At 44.9% G+C, this 23,484-nt stretch carries 13 protein-coding genes and 1 tRNA gene; 5 read left to right on the top strand and 9 right to left on the bottom strand.

The features are described 5' to 3' along the window. Positions 1-5,349, bottom strand: coding sequence for an AAA family ATPase (locus QUA24_RS16975; RefSeq protein ID WP_333230865.1), 5,349 nt, complete (start codon positions 5,347-5,349; stop codon positions 1-3). Between the two features lie 444 nt (positions 5,350-5,793). Between QUA24_RS16975 and QUA24_RS16970 the strand changes: the two genes are divergently transcribed. After that, the gene (locus QUA24_RS16970) at positions 5,794-8,262 is read left to right on the top strand and encodes an ATP-dependent Clp protease ATP-binding subunit (protein ID WP_333230864.1); all 2,469 of its coding nucleotides are present in this window, start codon (positions 5,794-5,796) and stop codon (positions 8,260-8,262) included. A gap of 107 nt (positions 8,263-8,369) precedes the next feature. On the opposite strand, the gene QUA24_RS16965 is transcribed toward QUA24_RS16970, so the two are convergent. From QUA24_RS16965 to gshA, 7 genes are all read right to left on the bottom strand, one after another. Further along, positions 8,370-12,419, bottom strand: coding sequence for a hypothetical protein (locus tag QUA24_RS16965; protein WP_333230863.1), 4,050 nt, complete (start codon positions 12,417-12,419; stop codon positions 8,370-8,372). Positions 12,420-12,633: 214 nt separating this feature from the next. Next, entirely contained in the window at positions 12,634-13,173 is a 540-nt protein-coding gene (locus tag QUA24_RS16960) for a redoxin domain-containing protein (protein ID WP_333230862.1), read from the bottom strand. 112 nt (positions 13,174-13,285) lie between these two features. Further along, complete coding sequence (locus QUA24_RS16955) at positions 13,286-13,885, bottom strand: peroxiredoxin (RefSeq protein WP_015178160.1); 600 nt, start codon at positions 13,883-13,885, stop codon at positions 13,286-13,288. Between the two features lie 126 nt (positions 13,886-14,011). Then, a tRNA-Met gene (locus QUA24_RS16950) sits at positions 14,012-14,084 on the bottom strand. Positions 14,085-14,222: 138 nt separating this feature from the next. Further along, positions 14,223-16,685, bottom strand: a complete 2,463-nt coding sequence (locus QUA24_RS16945; protein WP_333230861.1) for a peptidoglycan DD-metalloendopeptidase family protein — start codon at positions 16,683-16,685, stop codon at positions 14,223-14,225. A gap of 582 nt (positions 16,686-17,267) precedes the next feature. After that, the gene (locus QUA24_RS16940; RefSeq protein WP_333230860.1) at positions 17,268-17,732 is read right to left on the bottom strand and encodes a tRNA (cytidine(34)-2'-O)-methyltransferase; all 465 of its coding nucleotides are present in this window, start codon (positions 17,730-17,732) and stop codon (positions 17,268-17,270) included. A 365-nt stretch (positions 17,733-18,097) separates the two neighbouring features. Continuing rightward, positions 18,098-19,249 (bottom strand): glutamate--cysteine ligase, encoded by a 1,152-nt coding sequence (gene gshA, locus QUA24_RS16935; RefSeq protein ID WP_333230859.1) that lies wholly within the window; start codon positions 19,247-19,249, stop codon positions 18,098-18,100. Between the two features lie 414 nt (positions 19,250-19,663). On the opposite strand from gshA, the gene QUA24_RS16930 reads away from it, so the two are divergent. Then, on the top strand, positions 19,664-20,707 hold the full coding sequence (locus QUA24_RS16930; RefSeq protein ID WP_333230858.1) for an AI-2E family transporter: 1,044 nt from the start codon (positions 19,664-19,666) through the stop codon (positions 20,705-20,707). A gap of 156 nt (positions 20,708-20,863) precedes the next feature. Here the strand turns inward: QUA24_RS16930 and QUA24_RS16925 are convergent, their stop codons facing one another. Beyond that, the gene (locus QUA24_RS16925; protein WP_333210173.1) at positions 20,864-21,679 is read right to left on the bottom strand and encodes a cobyrinic acid a,c-diamide synthase; all 816 of its coding nucleotides are present in this window, start codon (positions 21,677-21,679) and stop codon (positions 20,864-20,866) included. Positions 21,680-22,003: 324 nt separating this feature from the next. On the opposite strand from QUA24_RS16925, the gene QUA24_RS27355 reads away from it, so the two are divergent. The 3 genes from QUA24_RS27355 to QUA24_RS16915 all read left to right on the top strand — a co-directional run bounded on the left by QUA24_RS27355 (position 22,004) and on the right by QUA24_RS16915 (position 23,416). After that, entirely contained in the window at positions 22,004-22,246 is a 243-nt protein-coding gene (locus tag QUA24_RS27355) for a hypothetical protein (protein WP_445242623.1), read from the top strand. Continuing rightward, a complete protein-coding gene (locus tag QUA24_RS16920) occupies positions 22,213-22,284 on the top strand; it encodes a Mo-dependent nitrogenase C-terminal domain-containing protein (protein ID WP_445242624.1) in 72 nt (23 codons plus the stop codon). The genes QUA24_RS27355 and QUA24_RS16920 overlap by 34 nt, the downstream gene beginning before the upstream one ends. A gap of 268 nt (positions 22,285-22,552) precedes the next feature. Beyond that, positions 22,553-23,416, top strand: a complete 864-nt coding sequence (locus tag QUA24_RS16915; RefSeq protein WP_333230857.1) for an Npun_R2479 family HD domain-containing metalloprotein — start codon at positions 22,553-22,555, stop codon at positions 23,414-23,416. The last annotated feature ends 68 nt before the right edge of the window (positions 23,417-23,484 follow it).

Here is a 23,484-nt window from a genome sequence, read left to right as displayed (position 1 = left end):
TCAATACGGAAGCAGTATAGTAAACTCGCTGCCCTGTCCCGGTTCCGACTTGCAAATTAGCTTTCCTCTATGTTGTTCTACCACAATTTGATAACTGATAGACAATCCCAAACCAGTCCCCTTACCTACCTCTTTAGTAGTATAAAACGGGTCGAATATTTTACCGCACACCTCCGAACTCATACCCACACCATTATCAACAATGTGAATCGCTACTTGATTGCCTTCCGCGACTTCAGTCCCAATCTGAATTGTTGGAGTATGTGTCGAGTCAACTTTACTCCCTCTTTCGCGAGATAAAGCATCAATAGCATTCGTCAGTACATTCATAAATACCTGATTAATTTCTCCAGGATAGCAGTTAACTAAAGGCAAATTATCGTACTCTTTAATCACTTGAATATCAATTAATTTGCGATCTAAAATCATCAACGTGCTGTCGATACCTTCGTGGATATTAACCCATTTTCTATCTGATTCATCTAGTCGAGCAAAGTTTCGCAGCGACAGCACAATATCGCGAACCCTTGCAGCACCAACTCTCATGGAATCAATCATTTTAGTGAAATCATTCATCAAGAAATCTAAATCTATTTCTTCACTTTTATTTACTATTTCGGACTCGTAATGTGGGTATTTGTTTTGGTATAAACATATTAAATCTAGTAAGTTTTGAGCGTATTCATTGGTGTAATGTAAATTTCCATAAATAAAGTTAATCGGGTTATTAATTTCGTGAGCAATTCCCCCAACCACTTGCCCTAAACTGGACATTTTTTCACTTTGAATTAGCTGCAATTGAGTGTGGCGAAGTTCTTCCAGTGCAGTTTGCAATTTCTCAGTTCTTTGCGCTACTCGCGTTTCCAGAACAGTATAAAAACGAGCATTTTCTAGAGAAATAGCTGCTTGTGCAGACAGGATTCCCAAAATTTCTACCCTGTCGCTAGTAAAAGCACCCTTTGTTAAATTATTTTCTAAGTAAAAAATTCCCGTAAGGCTGCCTTGATGGATAATTGGCAATACTAGGATAGATAGGGGTTGATTGGCCGCAATATAAGGGTCAAATTGGAATTGCTCCGATCGGGTAGCATCATCTAAAACTAAGTATTTTTGGGTTCTTTCTACATAGTTAATCAATGAAATAGGGAGCATCTCGGATTCGGCAATCGGGAGAGACTGTAACAGGGTTACATCATTAAATTGATCTGTAATTCCAGCTTCTATAAATAATTGATTACCTGTTTTGGCAAGAAATAATACTTTTTGAGCGCCTGCATTTTCCTTTACAAGCTGTACAAGTTTCTCTAGCAAACGGCTGAGGATAATTTCGCTCGAAACAGCTTGAGATGCTTTAACAACAGTTGGTAAATCCAGCATCAAGCTATTGTCAACAGTAGTGGTAGCAGTCATGAGATCAACATTCTTAGATATTGCTCCTTGATTGCGATCGACTAAATAATGATAACGGGATTCTAAGTATTTAACTTTTGCTATAGCTCCCCAGCGGATGTAGGCATAATAAGCTTTTGTCAGATAAGATCGAGCAATTATTTCTTTATCCAAAGATTGATAAAACTCTCCAGCTAATTCATAAGCTAATGCTTCTTCTTGGATGTAACCGTTAGCAGCCGCTCCTTTAATAGCTAAGTCATAATAATCCATTGCTGCAAGTTTATCGCTGAAAAGTCGAGCTTTCTCAGCTTCAACTAACTCGTACTTGTGCTGATAATTCATGGGTGCATGGTAAGCCCACTTTTTCATAATTTGCTGATTAGAGTTAACAATAGCTAGGTATGCTTCTTGATTGTCACTGTCAGGATAGTGAGCGAGGAGGGCCAGCGAATAGTAGAAATCGTGTACACCAACAGTGATTAAGCCGATCGCCCCATCTGCGTATTCTGCCGCTAATTTACCGCGGGCAACAGCCGCAGCATAATCTTTAAATAAATAAAGCAGCATCAATTTACCAACATACGCTGCAAACAGCGACATTCGATTATTTTCTTCCTGCCAACGGGACATCACAGCAGGTTGATCCAACCTGTCGCTAACTAATCGTACCTGCTCTAATGTTTGGCTTCTTAAGCTTGAAGCAGTTACTTGCCAAATTTGAGCATAACCCATGGCAAATTCGTGTTTATTTTTTTGCAAAAACTCCATAGCAACGCTTTGTTTTTCTTCGACATATTCTAACTGTTCTCCCACTAACACTAAATTAGTAATATAGTGCATAAAATTATAAACCGCCCATTCTAAATCACCATTTTCTACACCAAATTTCATCCCTTCTAGAAATGAATTAAGTGTGTTTTTAGTAGACTCTTTCCAGATTCTTATATGAGCATTAAACATTACATAAACCTTAGCTTTCTGTTGGCTAGCATTAAATTGTTCTAGCAGCTTTAAAGCTATTAATCCAGCGTAGTAGCCAGCTTCGATGTCGCCTTCGGTGCCGCACAGCATCATTCCATAAAGAGTATAGGGAAAACTAGCTAATGCTGAATGACCGCGATCAATACAAAGATTGACCATAGTCAAGACGAGGGAGGACACAATTTCAGGTTTGGCAATATAAGCAGGAGGATAGAGGGCTGTCAGGATTTCCATAGCTGCCAGTTGATAAGGATCTGTCATAACTGGCAGATTGGCTAATTCCTCAATTCGCGGCAATTTTGGGACTGCAATGGTTTTGTTATCTAATAGGTTTACTCCCAGCATTTCCAGCACTTCTAGACCTGTTTCAACAGCTTTTAGCATCTGGCTTTGAGCCTGATAAAATAGGATCTTTAGCTGATACACTTTCACTATCTCAAGCTGGTTTTTAGCCGAGCGCAAAACCACTTCCGCCAAAACTTCTGCTTGCTGGAAGTTCGTGTTTAAATATTCGGCTTCCAGCGTCTCTACATACAAGCGCAGCGTCATGCTATAGTTGCGATCCCAGCTATCAGGTGCTAATAACGACATTCCCGCATTCAAATACTTAACAGCGGGTTCGTAAGCATTAGCTGCTTTTGCCTTATGTCCAGCAATTAAATTTAATCCGGCTAATTCATCTTTTTCTGATTGCAGGCTCAGACAATCCATTCCTACATTCAACTGGTTGATAATATCAAAAATTTTCTCTTCTACTTGATCGGCGGGCGTATTTTCAAGTAGCAATTTACCTATCTTAAGATGAGTGGCTTTCTTTTCATAATCAGGAATCAGCGAATATGCAGCTTGCTGGACTCGATCGTGCAAAAATTTATAGCTGATTCGCGAAGAATCGAAAGTTAAATTAGCTCCTCCTTCTCCATCTAAAAATAGAGGAATGAGGTAACTCTCATTCAAAGGAAGTATTAACCCTGCTTGCAAAGCATCCCAGAGTTCAGTCGCAGTGACTGATGGAGATTTTGCGTTGACAGTAGAGAGAACATCTAAAGTGAATTGGTCCCCTACACAAGCCGCCAATTTCAAAACTTGTTGTGTAGTCTCTGGCAATTGTTTAATCCGACTGGCTACCAGTTCAACTACACTCTTATCTGTGATGCCAATAGCGTGAATCTCCTCAATGTTCCACTGCCACTCCCCTCTTCTTCCGGGAGACAGCAGCCGGGAAAAGTCAAATCTCAAAAGTTTTTCTTGATAAAGAGTGTTGAGCAATTGCGTCAAGAAAAAAGGATTCCCACCAGTTTTATTCCAAATTAATTCCACTAAAGGTTGAATTATGTCTGAGTCATTCAATGTCTCAGAAATTAACTCAGTAACCTGGGCTAAAGAAAGAGGTTTCAGCACTAAACTATTGATAATAATACCCGTTTTTTGAAGGTACTCTACTGTCTGCATTAAAGGATGTGTAGAGCTAACTTCATGGTCTCGATAGGCTCCAATTAATAGTAAAGATTTGCTATCGGGGTCAGTCGCCAGCAATTCCATTAATTTCAAGGTTGCTGAATCTGACCACTGCAAGTCATCGATAAATATGACTAAGGGATGCTCTTTTTGCGCGAATACGTGGATAAATTCTTTGAATAGCCTGTTAAAGCGGTTTTGTGCTTCTGTGGGGGCAAGTTCCGCAACGGCAGGCTGTTTGCCAATTACCAATTCTAGTTCGGGAATCACGTCAATAATTACTTGTCCGGCATCGCCTAGTGCGGCTAAAAGTTTATGTTGCCAATCTTGTAATTTTTTGCTATTTTCGGAAAGTAACTGCTGGATCAAAGATTGAAAAGCTTGAATTAAAGATGCGTAAGGTATATTCCGCTTGAATTGGTCAAATTTACCTGAAATAAAATAACCCCGCTGTCTGGTGATGGGTTTTTGAATTTCGCTAACTACGGCAGATTTGCCTATACCTGCATAACCAGACACTAGGATCAGTTCAATTTGGGAAGGGGAAGAATTTTCCTCGCAAGGATTAGCTACCCGTTCAAATGCTGCCAATAGTTCGCTGACTTGTGTTTCCCGACCGTACAATTTTTGAGGAATCAACAACTGACTCAATATATCTAAGTTTCCGGGCGTAAAATCGACTATCTTGCCTGTAGTTTCTAACTGAGCTAAACAAATCTCTAAATCTGCCAACAATCCGCCTGCTGTTTGATATCTATCTTCGGCATTTTTTGCCATCAATTTCATCACAATTTGTGAGATAGCTGGTGGAATGTCTGAATTAATTTGATGGGGTACAATTGCTTGAGATGCTATGTGACTGTAAACTATCTCTAACGGGTCGTTACTCATAAATGGTAATTGACCTGTCAGCATTTCATATAAGGTAATACCGAGAGAATAAAAGTCTGTGCGGTAGTCAAGAGTGCGGTTCATTCTCCCGGTTTGTTCGGGAGACATATAAGCAAAAGTACCGACGATCGAGTTAATATTATTAATTTGGGGAGTTTCTTTGGACAATCGTGAAGCAATCCCGAAATCTGTCAGTTTAATAATTCCTGTTTGGCTGTTGAGGATGATATTGCTAGGCTTAATATCTTTATGAATGATTTTTTGAAGATGCAGATATTCTAAAGTTTTTATGAGTTGAATACCAAACCTCAAACAGGTGATAACTTCGAGCTTTTGTCGAGACATCAGGCGATCGATAGATTCGCCATTAAAGTCTTCTAAAAGCAAGCCGATACGGTTATCAAAGGTTTCTAGGCTAATGACTTTAACTAGGCCCGGATGATCTAAATGTTGGCGAATGCGATACTCGTGCTTGATCCTGGTAATTGCATCAAGGGTGGGATATTCAGCTTTCAGGATTTTGAGTACGGTTGTATCCTGGTGGGTGGGGATTTTTCCTCGATAAATAATTGTTTCGATACCTTCGTGGAGAGTGAAGTGGATTTGGTATTGCAAGAGAAATTGCATGGAGTTCTCCTCAGAGTTGAAAATATATCTGAATTCTAGTCGCTGTTCGCTGTTGACAGTTGGCTGTTGGCTGACGGCACGACCACTCTCAACCGTCAAAAGTCTTGACAGGGCAACTGTTATATGCTTAATTCAACCATGTACTTAGGGCAACAAAAATCAAGCTTTATTTACTCGTACAAGAATATAATTTATACATAAAAGGATAGTATTCAGGCAATAAAGCCATTTTGCTACTATTATTCTCAATTAATATCCGATCGACAGCGGACGGCAACCACACCCCTACTATTCGGCTCTCCCCACTGTCTCTACCCCTTTAGCAAGATACATTGTTATAGAAGGAAATACACAAAAATTTACATCTATAATTTGTGTAGTGTTCCAAATCGCTCCTCACCAGCAGCGATACAGCCCTCGCCAAGACAGTAGGATAGAAAAAATATGTTTGAACGCTTTACAGAACAAGCCATTAAAGCAATCATGCTAGCCCAAGAGGAAGCGCGACGCCTCGGTCACAATTTTGTAGGCACTGAGCAAATTCTTCTGGGGCTCGTCGGCGAAGGCACTGGCATCGCTGCAAAAGTATTACTGGATATGGGTCTCAACTTGAAAGAGGCGCGCAATGAAATCGAAAATATCATCGGTAGAGGTTCCGGGTTCCTCCCGCCTGAAATTCCTTTTACGCCCCGCGTCAAGCGCATTTTTGAGACGGCGCTGAATGAAGCGCGGCAGTTAGGCCACAATTACATCGGCACCGAGCACATCCTGCTGGGGCTGATTCAGGATGATGAAGGGGTGGCGGCGAAGGTGCTGCAAAACTTGGGGATCGATCGCCAGAGAGTCCGCACTCAGGTAATTCGTGCCGTGGGAGAAGTCGCGGCAGTACCCGGAGGTAGGGGAGATAGCGGCGATCGCAAAACCCCGACTTTAGAAGAATTCGGCACAAACCTGACCAAGTTAGCCGCAGCCGGCAAACTCGATCCCGTGGTAGGCCGCGAAAATGAAATTGAGCGCGTAATCCAAGTGCTCGGCCGCCGCACTAAGAACAATCCAGTGTTAGTAGGCGAACCGGGAGTCGGCAAAACAGCCCTCGCCGAAGGCCTAGCCCAGCGGATTGTTAATAGAAACGTCCCGGAAATTTTAGAAGACAAACAAGTAATCAGCCTCGATATGGGTTCGCTGATTGCTGGTACAAAGTTCCGCGGCGAATTTGAAGAACGGCTGACGAAAATCATGGCCGAAATTCGCGCTGCCGGCAACATCATTCTGGTAATTGATGAAATTCACACCTTAGTCGGTGCAGGCGCAATTCAAGGCAGCATGGATGCCTCCAATATGCTCAAACCAGCCCTTGCTAGAGGCGAATTGCAGTGTGTCGGCGCAACTACCTTGGACGAATATCGCAAACACATCGAGCGCGACGCTGCCTTAGAACGCCGCTTCCAACCGATAAAAGTCGGTGAACCGAGCGTGGCTGAAACAATAGAAATATTGTACGGCTTGCGATCGGCTTACGAACAGCATCACAGACTGACAATTTCCGACGCAGCTTTAGAAGCAGCGGCTACACTGTCAGACAGATACATTAACGATCGGTTTTTGCCAGACAAGGCGATCGACTTAATTGACGAAGCAGGTTCCCGCGTCCGCGTGATGAATTCACAAACCCCGCCCGAAGTTAAAGAGCTCAAAAAACAACTGCCTGCAGTAACAAAAGAAAAAGATGCAGCAGTGCGCGAGCAAGACTTCGACAAAGCTGGAAAATTGCGCGATCGCGAATTAGAAATTGAAGCCGAAATCGCCGAAGCTACGATCAATAAAAGCCAACTCAAAACCTCTCCCATCGTCACCGAAGAAGACATCGCCCACATCGTGGCTAATTGGACGGGAGTACCGGTCAGCAAGCTGACAGAATCCGAATCGGAATTGCTGCTGCACATGGAAGATACTTTGCACCAGCGTTTGATCGGTCAAGAAGAAGCTGTCAGCGCAGTTTCTAGGGCTATCCGTCGCGCGCGGGTAGGCTTGAAAAATCCCAATCGCCCGATCGCCAGTTTCATCTTTTCCGGCCCCACAGGCGTCGGCAAAACCGAACTTACAAAAGCCCTGGCCACTTATTTCTTCGGTTCAGAAGAAGCCATGATTCGGTTAGATATGTCCGAATTCATGGAACGCCACACGGTTTCCAAACTCATCGGTTCGCCTCCGGGTTACGTTGGCTACGATGAAGGCGGCCAACTAACAGAAGCAGTCCGGCGCCGTCCTTACACCGTCGTCCTGTTCGACGAAATCGAAAAAGCTCACCCGGATGTCTTCAACATGATGCTGCAAATCTTGGAAGACGGCCGCTTGACGGATGCTAAAGGTCGGACAGTTGACTTTAAGAATACACTGCTGATCATGACCTCAAACATCGGTTCGCGAGTGATTGAAAAAGGCGGTGGCGGTCTCGGTTTCGAGTTTGCTGAAAGTGCTGCAGACGGTCAGTATAACCGCGTTCGCAGCTTGGTAAACGAAGAACTGAAACAGTTTTTCCGTCCCGAATTTATCAACCGCTTGGATGAGATTATCGTCTTCCGCCAGTTGAACAGGGAAGAAGTCAAGCAGATTGCGGACATTATGTTGCAGCAAGTCTTCAGCCGCTTAACCGAACAGGGTATTACTTTGTCGGTGACAGACCGGTTCAAGGACTTGTTAGTTACAGAAGGCTACAATCCCAGCTACGGTGCTCGACCTTTGCGCCGCGCAATCATGCGGTTGTTGGAAGATGTACTGGCTGAGGAAATGTTGTCTGGGAAGCTGAAAGACGGCCAAAAGGCGATCGTTGATGTGGATGAAAACGGTCAGGTTAAGGTAGTGCCCGATGGTTCATCTGAGCCAAAATTGCCCGAATTTGCATTGAGCCATTAATGCGATCTACAAACGGATAAATACTGGTGATTAAAAACCCGGTTTCTCAGAGAAACCGGGTTTTTAATTAAAAAATACCAGTAAAAAAAAGCAACTTATCTATGAATCTAATCCCACGATTGCAATTGCCCAACCCAATGCTGCACAAAAGCAGAAATGCGATCGCGCCGAGTTTCAAAAGTAGCAGCAATCCAGATAAACACAATCCCAAACGCCAGACCAATCGCCCATTTAATCAACGGATAATCAAATATCAGAACCACCAACTGATAGAAAACATTGATTAAAAATACAGCCGTTCCCACAAACAAAAACGCCCGAACTCGCAGCGCCAAACCCGCTGCAATAGCTGCCAAACTAAAAGCTGCGGCAACTAAACCGTGGCTTTGCTGAGTCAAAAGAGGTATCCCGCAAATCAGCGCAGTTGCGAGCATTCGCAGAGTGTGGCGCAGCGGTTTTTCTGCTGGTAATTTGAGAGTGCGATCGAACTGAGTAATGTAAAGTAAAGAAAGTCCTAAAGGAGTAACATAAAACTCTGGTTGAGTCAATCCTATTTGCCAGAACCACCGCAGCATTATCCAGTCTATTATCGCCACACTCACATAGGTAAAACGCACTTCCTCCCTTTCCCAAGCCAGGAAAAAATAGAAGGTAACAGCTATCAGCAAGCTATTCGGATAAAACTTAGCCGGACTTTCCAAAATAGTAACTATTGGAATCAGCGAACCAATTACCTGCCAAGGTTTTTTTGACCAACCCCAGTTGTCCCAAGGCAAAATGTAAATGAAATAGGCTAATAGAGAAGCGAGGGCAACTTTCCAAGGCCCCAGCGGCCCGGAAATATACTTAACTAAAGGTGTATTGATCCAGTAAAGCCGGATGCCAAAGGCTTCTAGCCAGCCCAAGTAAATCCAATTTTCTGCCCATTGGCGATCAAGATTATTTCGCCCTTGCAAGAAAGCGTATTGAACTAATAAAGCACCAGTGACTAATCCTAAACTTAGGCCGGACTTAATATCATCGACAGAAGCCCAAATCAGCAGCAAACTGCTCAAAACCCAGTGCAGGTGAGCAAAGGTTTTTAACTCTGCATTAGTTAAATGTAAATAATTGCTGAGCCAAGGAGATAAAATGCGATAGATATATGTTAATGTTGTGCCGAGAGTTGCCAGGACAATTAAGCCGTCGCCAAAAGCTCCTCCTGCTGCTTGAAAAAGTTGATATAGTAGCGATTCGTAAGCAGCAACGGAAACGCCAATTAATCCTAAATAAACCAAAGGTTTGAATTCTGGCTCCCGCCTACCAATGCCGATCGCAATTAAAGACGCCCCCAACACAGTTAAACCAGTCCAATTCGTCAAAGTGTGCGATCGGAAAGTTAAACCCAATACCCCGTAAACCAAAGGTATAAAATGAATGCTAGGTAAATTTGTTTGATCGCGGTGGCGGCGCCGCCACCAATCCCCCAACAATTGCGTAAACAATCCGAGAGCAATATTAGCAACTGCCAAATTAATCGTAGTGCGATCGACAAAACTCAAACCCACTGCTGTCAACAACTCCAAACTCCAAGCCAAAGCATAAATTGCCAGAGGGTAAAGTTGGCGTAAATTTCGGAAAATAATCGCAGCCATTATCACCAAAATAGCAGCCAAAACTTCAGTAGAGGGCAGGAAACTTAAGCTACTACCTGCGTAGAGTTCAGAGGAATAAAAAGTAATAGTTGTTAACAGCAAGCTTGCCAGTAAGATTGCCCACCCATCTAAAGCTCGATCGTAAATTGCAGCTAATTGAGAAGACTCAGGTAAACGGCTGGAAAAACGAACAACGATGCTGCTAAGCAACCACAGAGACAAAAGAGCGATCGCCCCAGCAATTGCCCAATCCCAACCCGACACAAAACCTAATCGATCGATCGCCGCAGCTACGAAACTCAAGCCAAACCCGACTCCAATCACAGCCGCTGGTAGCTCTACTAAATAGTAAGTATTGACCAACATTAAGACGGCTGCAAAGCCAAAACCAATTAACCGATATCCCGGAAAAGTAAAAATTAGAAATTGTGCGAATATTAAGGCGATCGCACTAAAGGTACTGGCAACTTGTTTGTGAGGAACCTCAGTATATTTAGCAACAGCAGTCAAAGCCAAAGGAGTCGCCAGCCAGAGCAACCTCCACTGAGGGCGATAAGTGGCAGTACCCACAAGCACATAATTTTGTAACAATATAAAGCTGAACCCTGCTAATACTAAGCCCAGATACCAGGAACTTTGAAACCATGCAGGATGCCAGCGAAAAAATGCAGAGTTTTCTCGGAAACTTGCCGCTTTCATCCAGACAAAAAATCCCCATTCACTCGCCATGAATATTAATAATATTCCTGACCAAATATAGAGTGTCAGGTTTGGAAAAAATAGGTCAATTGCCGAAGCGATCGCGCCTAAACCCACAATGTGAGTTATGGAAACCAAAATTGCCGGATTTCCCTGTTGTTCAGCCGCAGAAGCCGGCCTCGACACTCGCCGGGAATTATCGGGAATTACGTATTTCCAAGTGATCCAACCTAAAATTAAAGTAGAGACTAATAAATTGAGCGATCGCCAAAACGGATTGACAAAACTAATAACAGTTAAAACACTCCCCAAACCGAGAGCAACCTTTTCGCCAAAACTGGCAAGTTGAAACTTTCGCTTACGGTAGAGCCACTCAGCCGCACTTACCATTAAAATTAAATAAGGCAACAGTAAAACACCCCAAAAAGCCCAAGGAGTTTCCTGAGAGTTTGTAAGCTGAGTTAAAAATGCCACAACTTGTGTCTTAATCCCTAAAGGAAGCACTCGCCAAAACAGCCAAATACTCTGAAGTCCCACCACTTCAAGCATTAGCAAATCAAACTCTTGCCAAAACCGCACTAAACGGTTATAAAAAAACCAAACAGCCAATCCGCTAACTGCGATCGCCTGTAGCGGAATGTCGCGGAAACAAGCCAGGTATCCCAAACCCAACAAACCCCCTCCCGCTAATTGCCAGTAAAAAAAATTGCTGGGATTTGGGTGGTCGGATATATTGTTTTCAATAGTCCTAGATGCGAGGGGGTGCTGCCAATCCAGCCATGCTAAAAGCACGCCACAAATCGCCAAAGCTAAACCCATTTCAGCGATATTTACATCCTTGACAAATATCGCTCGACCCAGTAAAATTCCTAACGAATAAGCTACTAAAGCTGCTTTTTTGTAAGTCAAAAAATCTCTGCTCAAACTGAAAGCAGCGGGGAATGTTTCAGTATTTCCCCCAAGTTGGATAGATTGCAATCGTTGTTGCTGAACTTGATAAACTGTAATAGCAGCAGTTCCCACTGTACCCACATAAACCGCAGTAAGGGCAAAGCCTGCCAATGCCCACCAAGAGTGCAAATAACTCAATCCCAAGTGATTTAGGGCGATCGATCGAGTGATGTTTTTTCCTGAACAGCTTTGATATTGAGAGTTGATAATCCGGGCAGTTATCCAAGTCAAAATAAGTGCCGCTGCGATTGCTACCGCCCAATCCCAAGGATACCGCCACAATCCAAAAGTATCCATCGCCCAAAAATTGATCGGCACTAGCAACAGCGTCACTTCTTGCAAAGTTTGAGCAGTCAAGTGCAAATTCTGCTGTCTGTTTGCCCAACTGCTAATTGCCCAAAAGGTTAAAGTATAAGCTAATAAAACTCCATATTGTCCGGCGGCAGGAAATCTTTCCCACTGGCTGGCAGCTAAGACTCCAGAGGAGACAACTACCATGAACACTCCTAAAAACAACAGCCACACCACGCTAATTTCTGCCATTAGCGAGTGCAAAATTTGAGCGATAAAATTAGGGGCTTGAGTAGTTTCTGTGGGTCTAGCAACGCTTTCTCTGCTGCTAGGTACTGCTTTTTGCGTTGATAAGGCAGGTACTTTTGGCTCGGCAATAGGATCTCGCGGGTTTTCAATTTCAGAAAAATCTACAGCGGGCTCTCTGATTGGGCAGACTAAATACTGTCGGCACAATTCCTCAACCTCAGCGGGCGAAAGTAAACCTAGCTGCAGCCACGCATCTAAACCTGTCAACAACTCAGGATGCGACGCTAAGATGCTCAATTCAATTTTGCTCGATCGATCTTTGGGAGACGACATTGGCTTAAACTTGTACTAAGTACCTTCAAGCTATAGCCTAGATTAATGTCGAGCCAACATGGCAACATTCCGCCATCGAAATTGGCACAATAAGTATTTATGACTAAATGGCTGTCGCAGCCAGTGTCAACCGGTGAAAAAATCCCGCTGATGGGCCTAAACCAGCGTACATCAGCGGTGAAAAACTCCTAATTAGGACACAGCAGCGGTGTCGTTACTGATCGACATATTTCAATAAACTGTCCACACTAGCATTGTGGTCTATGAAAGAAAACAAATGTTTAAAGAGGAGTTTTCCATCTGCATCCAAAACAAACTGAGCAGGCAAAGGAGCACCTAAAGCCTGACCGACTTGATAAGCCCGAAAAACTTGACAGCCTGGATCAGAAAGCAGAGGCATTTTCAAGCCTAAATCTCTAACCACAATTTGGCTTTGGCGATCGTCGGTACTGGCAACCATCAATAATTCTATATTGCGATCGGCAAATTTTTCCCAGTTTTCATTCAAAGCTTTAATGTGAGGAAAACAGAAAGGGCAATATTGCTTTTCTGTAAAAATCCGCGTAAAAGCCAGAATTACAGGCTTATCGCCCCGATAATTCGACAGCCGCACCAATTTGCCATTATTAATATCCGGCAATTCAAAATCTGGCGTCCTCTGTCCCAGCTTCAGAATATTACTCGCGGGAACAGGCAATAAATTTTGGAAAAACCGCTCATTTAATAAGCCGCTAAAATTAGTAGAAGTCAGCATATTTCCTAATTGGGTAATTGCTAATTGCTAATTGGTAATTAAAAATCCGCTTAAATAAATGCCCCTGCGGTTACGGACACGGCGCTGCCGTGTCCGTACAAATATAATCTGCTTAAACCGCAGCAAAGAATACCTTAGACTTGACAGGATCGGGAGTCATTGTCTTGTCACCGGGCTGCCAGCCGGCGGGACAAACTTCATCGGGGTGAGACTGGACGTGTTGGATAGCTTGCAGAGTTCGGAGAGTTTCGTCCACGTTGCGGCCGAAGGCAAGATTGTTAATAGTAGAGTGTTGGATGATGCCTTCTTTGTCGATGATGAACAGACCTCGGAGGGCAATACCTGCTTCTGGGTCGAGGACGTTGTAGGCCGAACTAATTGTTTTTTTGAGGTCAGCAACTAAGGGATAGTTGAGGTCGCCAACACCGCCAGATTTGCGGTCTGTTTGTATCCAAGCGAGGTGAGAGAATTCACTGTCAACGGATACGCCGAGGATTTCGGTATCGATTTTCTTGAAGTCCTCGAAGCGATCGCTAAATGCTGTAATCTCAGTCGGGCACACAAAGGTGAAGTCCAAGGGGTAGAAGAACAGGACTACATACTTTTTACCTTTATAGTCGGACAGTTTAACTGTCTTGAATTCCTGATCCACTACGGCTGTTGCTGCGAAATCGGGTGCAGCTTGACCAACCCGGAGGCATTCACTGGTCATAGATTTTGTTTCCTTTTTTACGAACTGTTACAAATATATCATACTCATAACGACTACAAGTATCTTCTAGAGAAACCAAAAAAAAACGCTCTCAAATTTGAGAGCGCAATTTTTTGGATTAAATAATGGCTCAGGCGGGATTTGAACCTGCGACCTTGGGCTTATGAGTCCCCTGCGCTAACCACTGCGCCACTGAGCCAAATCTACTTCACGATTTACTATCGTAGCACGGTAGGGCTAGCTATGTTCTCTTTTCAAGCAACACAATTTATAATGACTTACAGTAAAAGTTATGAGTTTTGCTAATCATTCAAAACCCATAACTTCCGACCAGTAGTTACCGAGAAGCGCTGGAGGCATCGTCGGGCAGTAAAGCCATTGGGTTGATAGCACCCTGTCCGGCGGGATGAATTTCAAAGTGCAAGTGCGGCCCGGTACTGAAGCCAGTGCTGCCCATTTCAGAAATCTGTTCCCCTTGAGCGACTCTCTGACCCTTTTGAACCAAAATACGGCTGTTGTGGGCATAGACAGTCTCAGTGCCGTCAGGATGGGTAATTTCCACCAGATACCCGTAGCCGCCGTCGTTCCACTGAGCATAGGTAACCACCCCGTCTGATGCTGCCACAATTGGCGTGCCGATCGGCCCTGCAATATCAATTCCTTTGTGCATCCGTCCCCACCGCCAGCCGTAGCCAGAAGTCAGAACGCCCTTAGACGGCCAAATAAACCGGTTAGCCGACTGTTGTTTGCCGTTAGGCAGATAAGTATCAGGGCTCGAAAGCGGAGGCAGTTCTGGAGAAACCATGCGTCCCAAAGACGGGTTGCTTAGGGGATCGTAACCGTCGGCTCCCAAAGGAGCAGTTGCTACCACAGGCCGCTGCCCAGCAGAGTTCGGCGTCAGGTTGATCGGTTGCAGTTCCGCTGCGCGAGTGGGGTCTAAACGCTCTTGCTGCTGCTTCTGAACCTGCTCAGACCAGGCTCTCGATGGCGGTCTGCTGATTTCATTCTGCACCGCCTCAGTATAGTCGGGGGTGTAGAGATAGGGATTGGCACTTGGCATATCCTCAGACGGGTTGACCGAGGACCCGTCATTTGGAGCCAAGGACACCGCATTGGCGCCGATCGAATTGCGCGAGGCACGATATTCCTCTCGCAGCCTAACAACTTCTGCCCTCAATCGTTCGGAATAAGGGTTGAGAGCTTCTGCGGTAGGGAGAGGCTCCGATTTCGACTCTGGTACAGCGCTAGTTGGCTCCGCATTTGAACCCTGGGCGCTAGTATTTGCCACGAAGCTGATCGGCTGCGGGTATTCTCCCGTAGCGATGGCGGTAGCAGTTGCGCTGGCTGGCGAGGGCAGGGCACTGGTGTCAACTGCACCTGTAAATGTTGGTTCGCCTTGAAGATCCAGCTTCCGTGGATCGCTAATGGTTTGGGAAACTTGAGTCAGCGGAATGCTGTTAATTTGGGGAACCATCGGCGCTGAAATATTGTTCAGGCCTTCCAGGTTCTCCAGCGGAGAGACAACAGGCACTTTGGGCGCGGGTGATGCAACGCCAGCACCGGCTATTTCCGAGGTAGACGAGCTGGGGTTCAAAGATGCGGGAACCGAACTCGCCGCCCAGACAGATGTAGAGTTGGAGGCAGAATAAGAGGCTGCCGCCTGCACCCCTGGATTTTTAAACCTAACTTGGGGAATTTTCAGCCGTTGATTGACATTCAGCAAGTTGGGGTTGCCGAGCTTGTTGACGGAGATCAGATCTGTGGGCGATACGCCGTGACCTTTGGCGATCGCATCTAGCGTATCTCCCGGACGCACGCTGTAGAGAACCTCAGCCGGCGCGACGGTACTTCCCGCAGGGGGGACTAGCACAGTGGGTGTTGCCAAAGACTGTTCAATTGACTCGAATGCTTGATCGGGCGATGCTACTTGACCTCCCCCGGAATTGGGAATTACAGGTGTGGCATCGAGGTCAGGAATAGTTGTCCCAGTTGCATATCCGGGGAAGGTCAGCGTCGGTGCTGACTCCGGCAAAAATGCCGCAGGTGTAGATAAATTTGCTCCCCCCTCCGACCCGAACATAGTTCGACCCGATTCTGTGGTGCGGTTTTCCTGTTTTTTCAAACTGTCGATCGCCCCGTCTGCATTCGGGATCTCGATCAAACTTTGTTCCGGTACCGTCGTGACCAGCGGGGTCGCTGCGGGTGATGGCAGCGCTGTCATGGCTGCACTATCCAATGGCTCGGAGCCAGTCAGATTAAACTCTTGTTCGGGATTGACCGTCGCTGCGCGATCTAGCGAAGCCGATGTGCTATAGCCGGCGTTCTGTTGTGGTGTGGCTTCCGTCGCAGTCGGAATTCTGAGCTGTTGGCCAACTTGGAGTATGGTATCGGGTTGGATGTCGTTGGCAGTTGCTAGTGCCAACGGTTCAACTTCATAATCCCGAGAAAGATCCCAAAGGCTTTGCCCCTCCTGCACCTTAACCGTCGCGGGTTCATAAGGTGACCCGGGCTGTTCGGCCCTGGAACCGTCAACTTGTGCCGACGTAGCGGGCCCGTTGGCCGATACTGGCTGTACTTCAGCGGTGGATTCTGATGTCGGTGCGAGCTCAGACGCGCGAGCGCTGTCTCCATTTCTCGGTAGCAGGATGCCAGAAGCACCTACCGATATTGCCAGCCCGATCGTGGCGAGAGAGCGAACTCTGCCTGTGCTGAGCGTTGTCTGTTTGGATGGTTCCGCAGAACCGTCTCTGTCGATTTCACTAGCCTGAACAGGCTTAATTTGGGGATATGTTCGTTTCAAAAAAACGACCTCCTACTGAGAAGCGCTAACTGTCCTTGGAAACACTCAAGGGGATCGCATGACGCTGAGTTTAAATCAACAAGCAAAAATATTCTGATTGTTGACAGCTATCATGCTTAGGCCAGATTACCTTGCTTTTTTAATTTAGACAAGCTCAAACCGTCAGAAATTTTAAAATTCTCGGTCAAACCTGCTGCAATTAACCCCACAAGCCTTACACCGTAATAGCTGGAACGAATACATAAAATCTTCGTTCCGGTAAGGCTCTGAACTCTCACCTATTATCAAACTTTAGGTTAATTTCCGGACAACCTACAACCGTATATTTACTAGATATAGTGTTCAGACCCAAGCTGGTACTCGCTCACGCCCTAAATCCCTAAAATCCTCTGTTTTTGTTGCTGAATTATCTTGGGAGTAATTTTGTGTTGCTGATAACAATCTGTTTTGGAATGAATAAAATATATTAATGTCGGCTATCTAGATTTTCACCCCTTTGATACAAATTTCTTATATTTAAATGCAGCTTTGGCAGCCTCCGGCAGCTATTAAATATCTATATATTTATGTGTTGATAATGATTTATCCCCCCAGCTCCCCCAACTGTCGTTTAGCCTCAAATAAACCAACAGCGGCGCTGACGGAGAGGTTCAAACTCCTGACTCCAGGCTGGCTCATCGGAATAAAAACTGTGGCGTCGCAGGCATCCAAGACGAATTGGGGAATGCCTACAGTTTCCGAGCCAAACATCAGCCAGTCGCTGGGCTTAAATTGGAATTGCGCGTAATTGCATCGCCCGCCAGTGCTGAATCCGATCGCTCGTCCCCCGCGCTGCTCCCGATAGGCCTGAAAAGCCGCTAAGTCTTCGTGGCACTGGAGATTGACGTAGGGCCAGTAATCTAAGCCGGCCCGTTTCAGGTAGCGATCACTAATTTCAAACCCCAGCGGGCCAACTAAATGTAGTTCCGTGCCTGTGGCAGCGCAAGTGCGGGCGATATTGCCAGTATTCGGGGGGATTTGCGGGTGAATCAAGACAAGTTGGGGCATGAAGCTAATTAAAAGCGAAAAATACAGCTCTTGGGAAATTTATAAAACTACCCACAGGTAGATATACCTTATAGCTTTTATTTATAACCTTTGTCGAACTCCATTGATTAAATATTCTGATTTGTTTTAAGGGTGGTGATCTGCAACTTTGGACAATCAAGCATCCAGGATATAAGCCCCCGGATTCATCCGTCCAGAAATAAAAAACCTGTATCCGATAAAGGAGTCCCCGAATTTATCCGTGGGGTCAATCTAAAATCTAAAATCTAAAATCGATTGACCGATAGGTTCGGGCTATTTCTATTGGCTGAGTACGCATAGTCAGGGGGCTAGTGAAAGCCCCCGTTATAATAACGGCGGGTACTTCAGGCAACTAACTGGGCGCACAAGTTGTCTTCTAGCTCCCATTCTTGGTGAGCCATGCCATCAATCCCTTGCAGAATAATACTGCGGGTGTCCGAACCGCCCTCGTGTAGCTTCAACCACTGCTGGGCCGTGTTGCCTTCCCGGAGAATCTTTTTGAGTGGCGAGAGAAAGCAACTAAAGCCGCGTTTTTTGGCTATAGGCCACACTTCGCGGTAAATTTCCTCAATCCAATCTCGTGCCAGAATAGTTCTGCCGTCTTGCCAGTGGGTGAGTTCGGCATCCAAACTTTGCCGGGATGCAGCAATTTCGTTGGCGTCTGTGAGGGCAACTAAGTCTTCGTTGCGGGTGGCCGCAGGCAAGGTGCTGAGATCTAAAGGGTCTAAGCTGGGGTCTTCCATCATCTGCCAGATGCGAGCTTCTAGTAAGGCAGTAATGGCCAACAAAGCCAGAGGATTGACTTCGAGGTCGCAAATTCTCAGTTCGAGGCGATTGAGACAGTAGGGGCGACGATCGCCATTTGGTCGCACTGCAGACCACAAATGGCGGACGTTTTGCATAGTACCGAGTTCTAGCTGTTCTTCAGTCCACTGAATGTAATGCTTGTGACTTTCAAACAGGGGAACGATGGCGGGAGTTTTGGGAAACAAACCCCACCGAGTCGAATGATAGCCCGTCACTTCGCCGTCTAGGAAGGGGGAAGAGGCGCTCAAGGCAAGGTATAGGGGTGCTTCGACGCGGGCGAGGCGGATGGCGCGCATCAGCATTTCTGGTTGGGAGATGCCGATGTTGATGTGAATGCTGGCGGTGACGACTTTGGTGCCGTAGGTTTGCTCGATGTAGGTGTGGTAGGGGTTGTTAGGATCGGATCGGTAAAATCGATCGCTTCCTCCAAGAGACAAGGTACTTCCCGGCAGCAAGGTATAGTCACCCAATTGTTTTAAATACTCGCGCAGCCGAACTCGTGGCTTGACTAAGGCACACAACAGGCGATCGTAGCTGCACAGCGGGGCGGTCGTGTACTCCACATTGCGGCTATCAGGCTCCCGGACAAATCCCTCTAGATCAGCAACTATGCGATCGGATAGACCGACAACCTCACCTTCGGGAGTGCCGGTATACATTTCTACTTCAAAGCCTTTTGATAGCAGCACGTTTGTTCCTCAGCTAAGTTGAGTGCTACTTTCTAGTATCCCAAAAATTGACCTGTTCATACTATCTTCCACGGGGCAGAGTAGAAATTTTTCGCCACTGGCACTGAAACCGGATTTTTCGGCGCCGGCTAGTTTGAGCGTTTGTGTGTTAGTTGCGAGCCCGCCACGACAAATACTCCCCTCGCAAAGAGTTTCCGAGGCGGTTTTAGACTCAGAAAGGCTGTTTGTTCGATCGCGGGCGTGTTTCATTGGGAATTCGTGACGATCGAACTTATGGTGAATAGAACCCACTCCTGCCTCAGTTCGTCATCTGTTTTCAGCCTTGAGGGGGATAGCCGCAGATATATCTTAGGTGCGATGCTAAAAGATCACTCTGCAATAGTTTTGAGCTATTATTAAGCCCTAAAAATCCCAGTGAAAGAGCAAGAAAGAACCCCTCCCAATTTTTGGAATATGCTCAGCAATTTAGCCTTAGTCCGGTTTTTGCTTTTATTTGCTTCTGGTTGGGCTGGACTGCAACTTTTAGCTTACTTTGAAACTGCAGTCGCGGTTTTCACCATTGCTGCACTCGTGGCTTTTTTGCTCAACTATCCGGTGCGAACTCTCCAGAAATTTTTACCGCGAAGTTTAGCTGTCGCCTTCGTTGTCTTGCTCACCATTTTAGTTTTTGGCGGTCTCACCGTCACCGTAGGCGTCACTCTTTTATCTCAAGGGCAGCAATTAATTGACAGCATGACTGAATTTGTGAATGCTCTAGCGCCTCTGTCCGAGCGCATCGAAGCATTCCTGCGGGCGAGAAACCTGCAAGTTAACCTGCGAGTTATTGAGGAACAACTGCGAAATCAAGCTTTGGCTGGAGTTGTATCGAGTATTGCTTTTTTACAAGTATTTTTAACCAACTTATTGAATTTAATATTAATTATGGTAGTGGCTTCTTTCATGTTACTTGATGGAGAGAGGCTGTGGCTGTTAGTTCTCAAGTTTATACCTCGACACCTGCATAGGCGTTTAAGTGTAACAATAGAAAAAAACTTTTTAGGATTTTTTCAGGCACAAATCCTTTTGATGTTATTTTTGACAACAGCAAGTTTTTTGATTTTTCTGCTGTTAGATGTCAAATTTCCCTTGATTTTAGCCTTTATTATCGGATTGTTTGATTTAGTTCCAGGAATCGGAGCGACGCTGGGGATTAGCTTAGTTTGTTTTATTGTATTGTCTCAAAATGTGTGGCTAGCTTTAAAAGTATTGGCAGCTTGCATTGTTTTGCAGCAAGTTCAAGACAACTTTATTCATCCGAGACTCATGCAAAATTCTCTTAACCTCAATCCGGTAGTGGTATTTTTTGCACTGTTAGTTGGGGCAAGATCAGCAGGACTTTTAGGTATATTTCTGGCGATTCCGCTAGCGGGAGTGATAGTTAGCTGGTTTGACATTGAAGAAATGCAAGCGGAAAGTTAATTGATACAGCCCTCCTATTTTATATAAAATCAGGCTGAAAAATTCAATTTTAACTTGCCGACTAGAAGTCCCATGCTTCAAAAACTCTCCTGGACCCAAAGCGCAACTAAAAGTAAAGAGAAAAAAGCAACTTAGGGTACACCTTACTGGGTCAAGTTAATGAATAAATTGCAAGTCAGTAGGAAATCTTTCTTCTTCTGGTTCTGGATCATAAATATAATCGCAGTCAAAACGCAGAGCTTGAGAGTGGCGACTGATAGAAAATCCGCAATTACTCACCATTTCTGTAGTAAAAGTTGCCATGACTAACTCAATTAGCCTTCTGTAGGAAATGTTAGGTAGTTGAACGTAATAGGTGCGTCTGGCAAAAAAGATTCTCTCATCTTTCGGGAGAATTATGCCATTAATTCTGTGTGCGTGTTGAATCGGCTTGATATAGGTTTCAATAAACTGCGACTGATTTTTTTGCAGTCTCGCTAATCTTTCGTGTTGCAACCAGCTCATTTGAAACACAATTTTAATAAATTCAAAGCCCAAAATGTAGTTAAAAACATTATTACGTTCTTCTGTACTCAAGACGAAGCGGAGTGCTGATTCTAAATATTGGTCAGTTTCTCGGAGCGATTGTTGAGCTGAGTGGATATAAAATTGTTTGATGTAGCTTCTTAAATCTGATTCGTTTAATTGTTTTTTGACCCGAAATCTGATTAAATACTCTTTGACTCGGTGTAGAGTATCTACATCTTCAAACATTTTTGAGACTAAACCGTCGGCTGTATAATTATCTAAAAATTCTGCTTGCAAGTCGGGAGTAGATGCACACAATATGTAGCAGAGGGACAAGACATAGCGCCGTTGGTTCCAAGGCAAGCTTTGGGCCCATTCTTTAACTTCTACAGGGAGTTTTTGGAGCACGGTATCTGTGTGGGGGAGTTGAGCAAGGTCGGCATATTTATGTTTTTGTTTAATCATTGCCTGAAACCTTATATTAGTAAGTATATAGAGTCGTAGATCGCAGATGATGGGAGAGGGGAGCTGCGAGGGAGGGCTGCCAGTTATTCTGTCTTATTTTCTTGCCATCTATCTAAATATACATTCTGGAGGGAACATAGGCCGTGATCTGTCTCACACTTTAGCGAGTTTTAAATCACAAATGCTAGCTCTTTGCATCACTTTTTGCGACTATGAGTGTCACTCATAAAACTTATTCACGTCACCGGATCAACAGTGGGTTTCGTTGAGGATTAAGTCTGGTGATTCATAAGTTTTGGTTAGTAATGATTACTGAGATCAATCATGAACTTGACTACAAGTATTTTGCCGGAAAATCAGTGCCAAGACTTAACTTTTTGCGATCGCCTCGTGCAACAAGTGCGACAGTGGCTTGATAGCATTGCCGTGGGAGAGCCACAAGTAACTCAGTGGTGTGCCAACTTATACCCGCACGGTGTCCTTTTGAGAGAGATATTCCGTTATAGGGACACCATATTTTCCACATACCGCCTATGTGCAAGCTTAATCCTGTGTATGAGGAATTAGTGCGGTTGCGTTTTCTATCGCCCTCGTTTTTTTCCTAACCTATACGGGGAAGATGTAACGCCGTAGCTAATTGAGGGGTGTCATACCTCGATCGCCCATTGATATCAATTATTTATGGGGTCTGTCGCTTTGGTAGTTGCGAGAGCCATAATTTAAGCCATAATTGTTGATAATATCAATGGATGCCTGTCGATAGGAGTGGATATTCATCGTGGCGCTTAAGCCAAAAATAACATCTAACTGTAACAGCAAAAATAATAACTATAAAAATAATTTAATAATCTACATGGGCTCAGGGAAGTGAATATGTTTAACGCAACTGAACTGCTGATTAAGGCTTTTGTCAATCGCCTGATTGAAGGCTACCACCACACTTATGGCGGGTTTAAATCTGACTATGGCGAAATTATTGCTTGGGTGGCGAGTATGGCTTTAGAAAATATTGCTAATAGCGATGCTCTTTACCATAATGTCGAACACACTATTTTAGTTACCTTGGTGGGACAAGCAATTCTGGGTGGGAAGCACATCCGCGAAGGGGGTGTTTCCTGCGAAGATTGGCTGCACTTCCACATTGCTTTGCTATGTCATGATATCGGGTATGTTAAAGGTGTTTGCCGACAAGATAGAAGAGATTTGGGACTGTATGCGACGGGAATAGGCGACCTGAAATTAACGCTGCCTCCGGGGGCGACGGATGCTAGTTTGATGCCTTATCATGTCGATCGCGGAAAAATGTTTATTGACGAGCGTTTTGGCGGTCACAAACTGATTGATGCTGAGCTGGTTAAGCATAATATTGAGCTGACTCGTTTTCCAGTTCCTGCAAATGAAGATTATCAAGATACTGTAAATTATCCTGGTTTAGTTCGGGCTGCTGATTTAATTGGTCAGTTGAGTGATCCGCGATATTTGCAAAAGATTGCGGCGCTGTTTTACGAGTTTGAGGAAATTGGGCAAAATCGGGTTTTGGGCTATCAAAATCCGGGGGAGTTGCGGGATGGTTATCCCAAGTTTTATTGGAATGTGGTTTATCGGTATGTGAAGGATGCGATCGGCTATTTGGAACTGACGCAGCAGGGGAAACAAATTGTTGCTAATTTGAGCGCGAATGTTTTTCGGGTGGAGCATTCTCAGATTCCAGAGTCTGCGGTGGCTGTAGTTAAGTAGTTAGACAGAATTAATTACACAAATACATAGTAGAATGATATTCCAGGCAAAATTATGAGTTAATTAGA

It is taken from the genome of Microcoleus sp. Pol12B5 (assembly GCF_036701335.1).
Lineage (GTDB): Bacteria > Cyanobacteriota > Cyanobacteriia > Cyanobacteriales > Microcoleaceae > Microcoleus.
The sequence above is the reverse complement of the archived record's forward strand: the minus strand, read 5'-3'. Positions and strand labels throughout refer to the sequence as shown.

What these genes read in the sequence shown, in the direction of transcription:
- QUA24_RS16975 (WP_333230865.1), bottom strand. Translation starts at nt 5,349, where the DNA reads ATGCAATTTCTCTTGCAATACCAAATCCACTTCACTCTCCACGAAGGT.
- QUA24_RS16970 (WP_333230864.1), top strand. Translation starts at nt 5,794, where the DNA reads ATGTTTGAACGCTTTACAGAACAAGCCATTAAAGCAATCATGCTAGCC.
- QUA24_RS16965 (WP_333230863.1), bottom strand. Translation starts at nt 12,419, where the DNA reads ATGTCGTCTCCCAAAGATCGATCGAGCAAAATTGAATTGAGCATCTTA.
- QUA24_RS16960 (WP_333230862.1), bottom strand. Translation starts at nt 13,173, where the DNA reads ATGCTGACTTCTACTAATTTTAGCGGCTTATTAAATGAGCGGTTTTTC.
- QUA24_RS16955 (WP_015178160.1), bottom strand. Translation starts at nt 13,885, where the DNA reads ATGACCAGTGAATGCCTCCGGGTTGGTCAAGCTGCACCCGATTTCGCA.
- QUA24_RS16940 (WP_333230860.1), bottom strand. Translation starts at nt 17,732, where the DNA reads ATGCCCCAACTTGTCTTGATTCACCCGCAAATCCCCCCGAATACTGGC.
- QUA24_RS16925 (WP_333210173.1), bottom strand. Translation starts at nt 21,679, where the DNA reads ATGATTAAACAAAAACATAAATATGCCGACCTTGCTCAACTCCCCCAC.
- QUA24_RS27355 (WP_445242623.1), top strand. Translation starts at nt 22,004, where the DNA reads ATGAACTTGACTACAAGTATTTTGCCGGAAAATCAGTGCCAAGACTTA.
- QUA24_RS16915 (WP_333230857.1), top strand. Translation starts at nt 22,553, where the DNA reads ATGTTTAACGCAACTGAACTGCTGATTAAGGCTTTTGTCAATCGCCTG.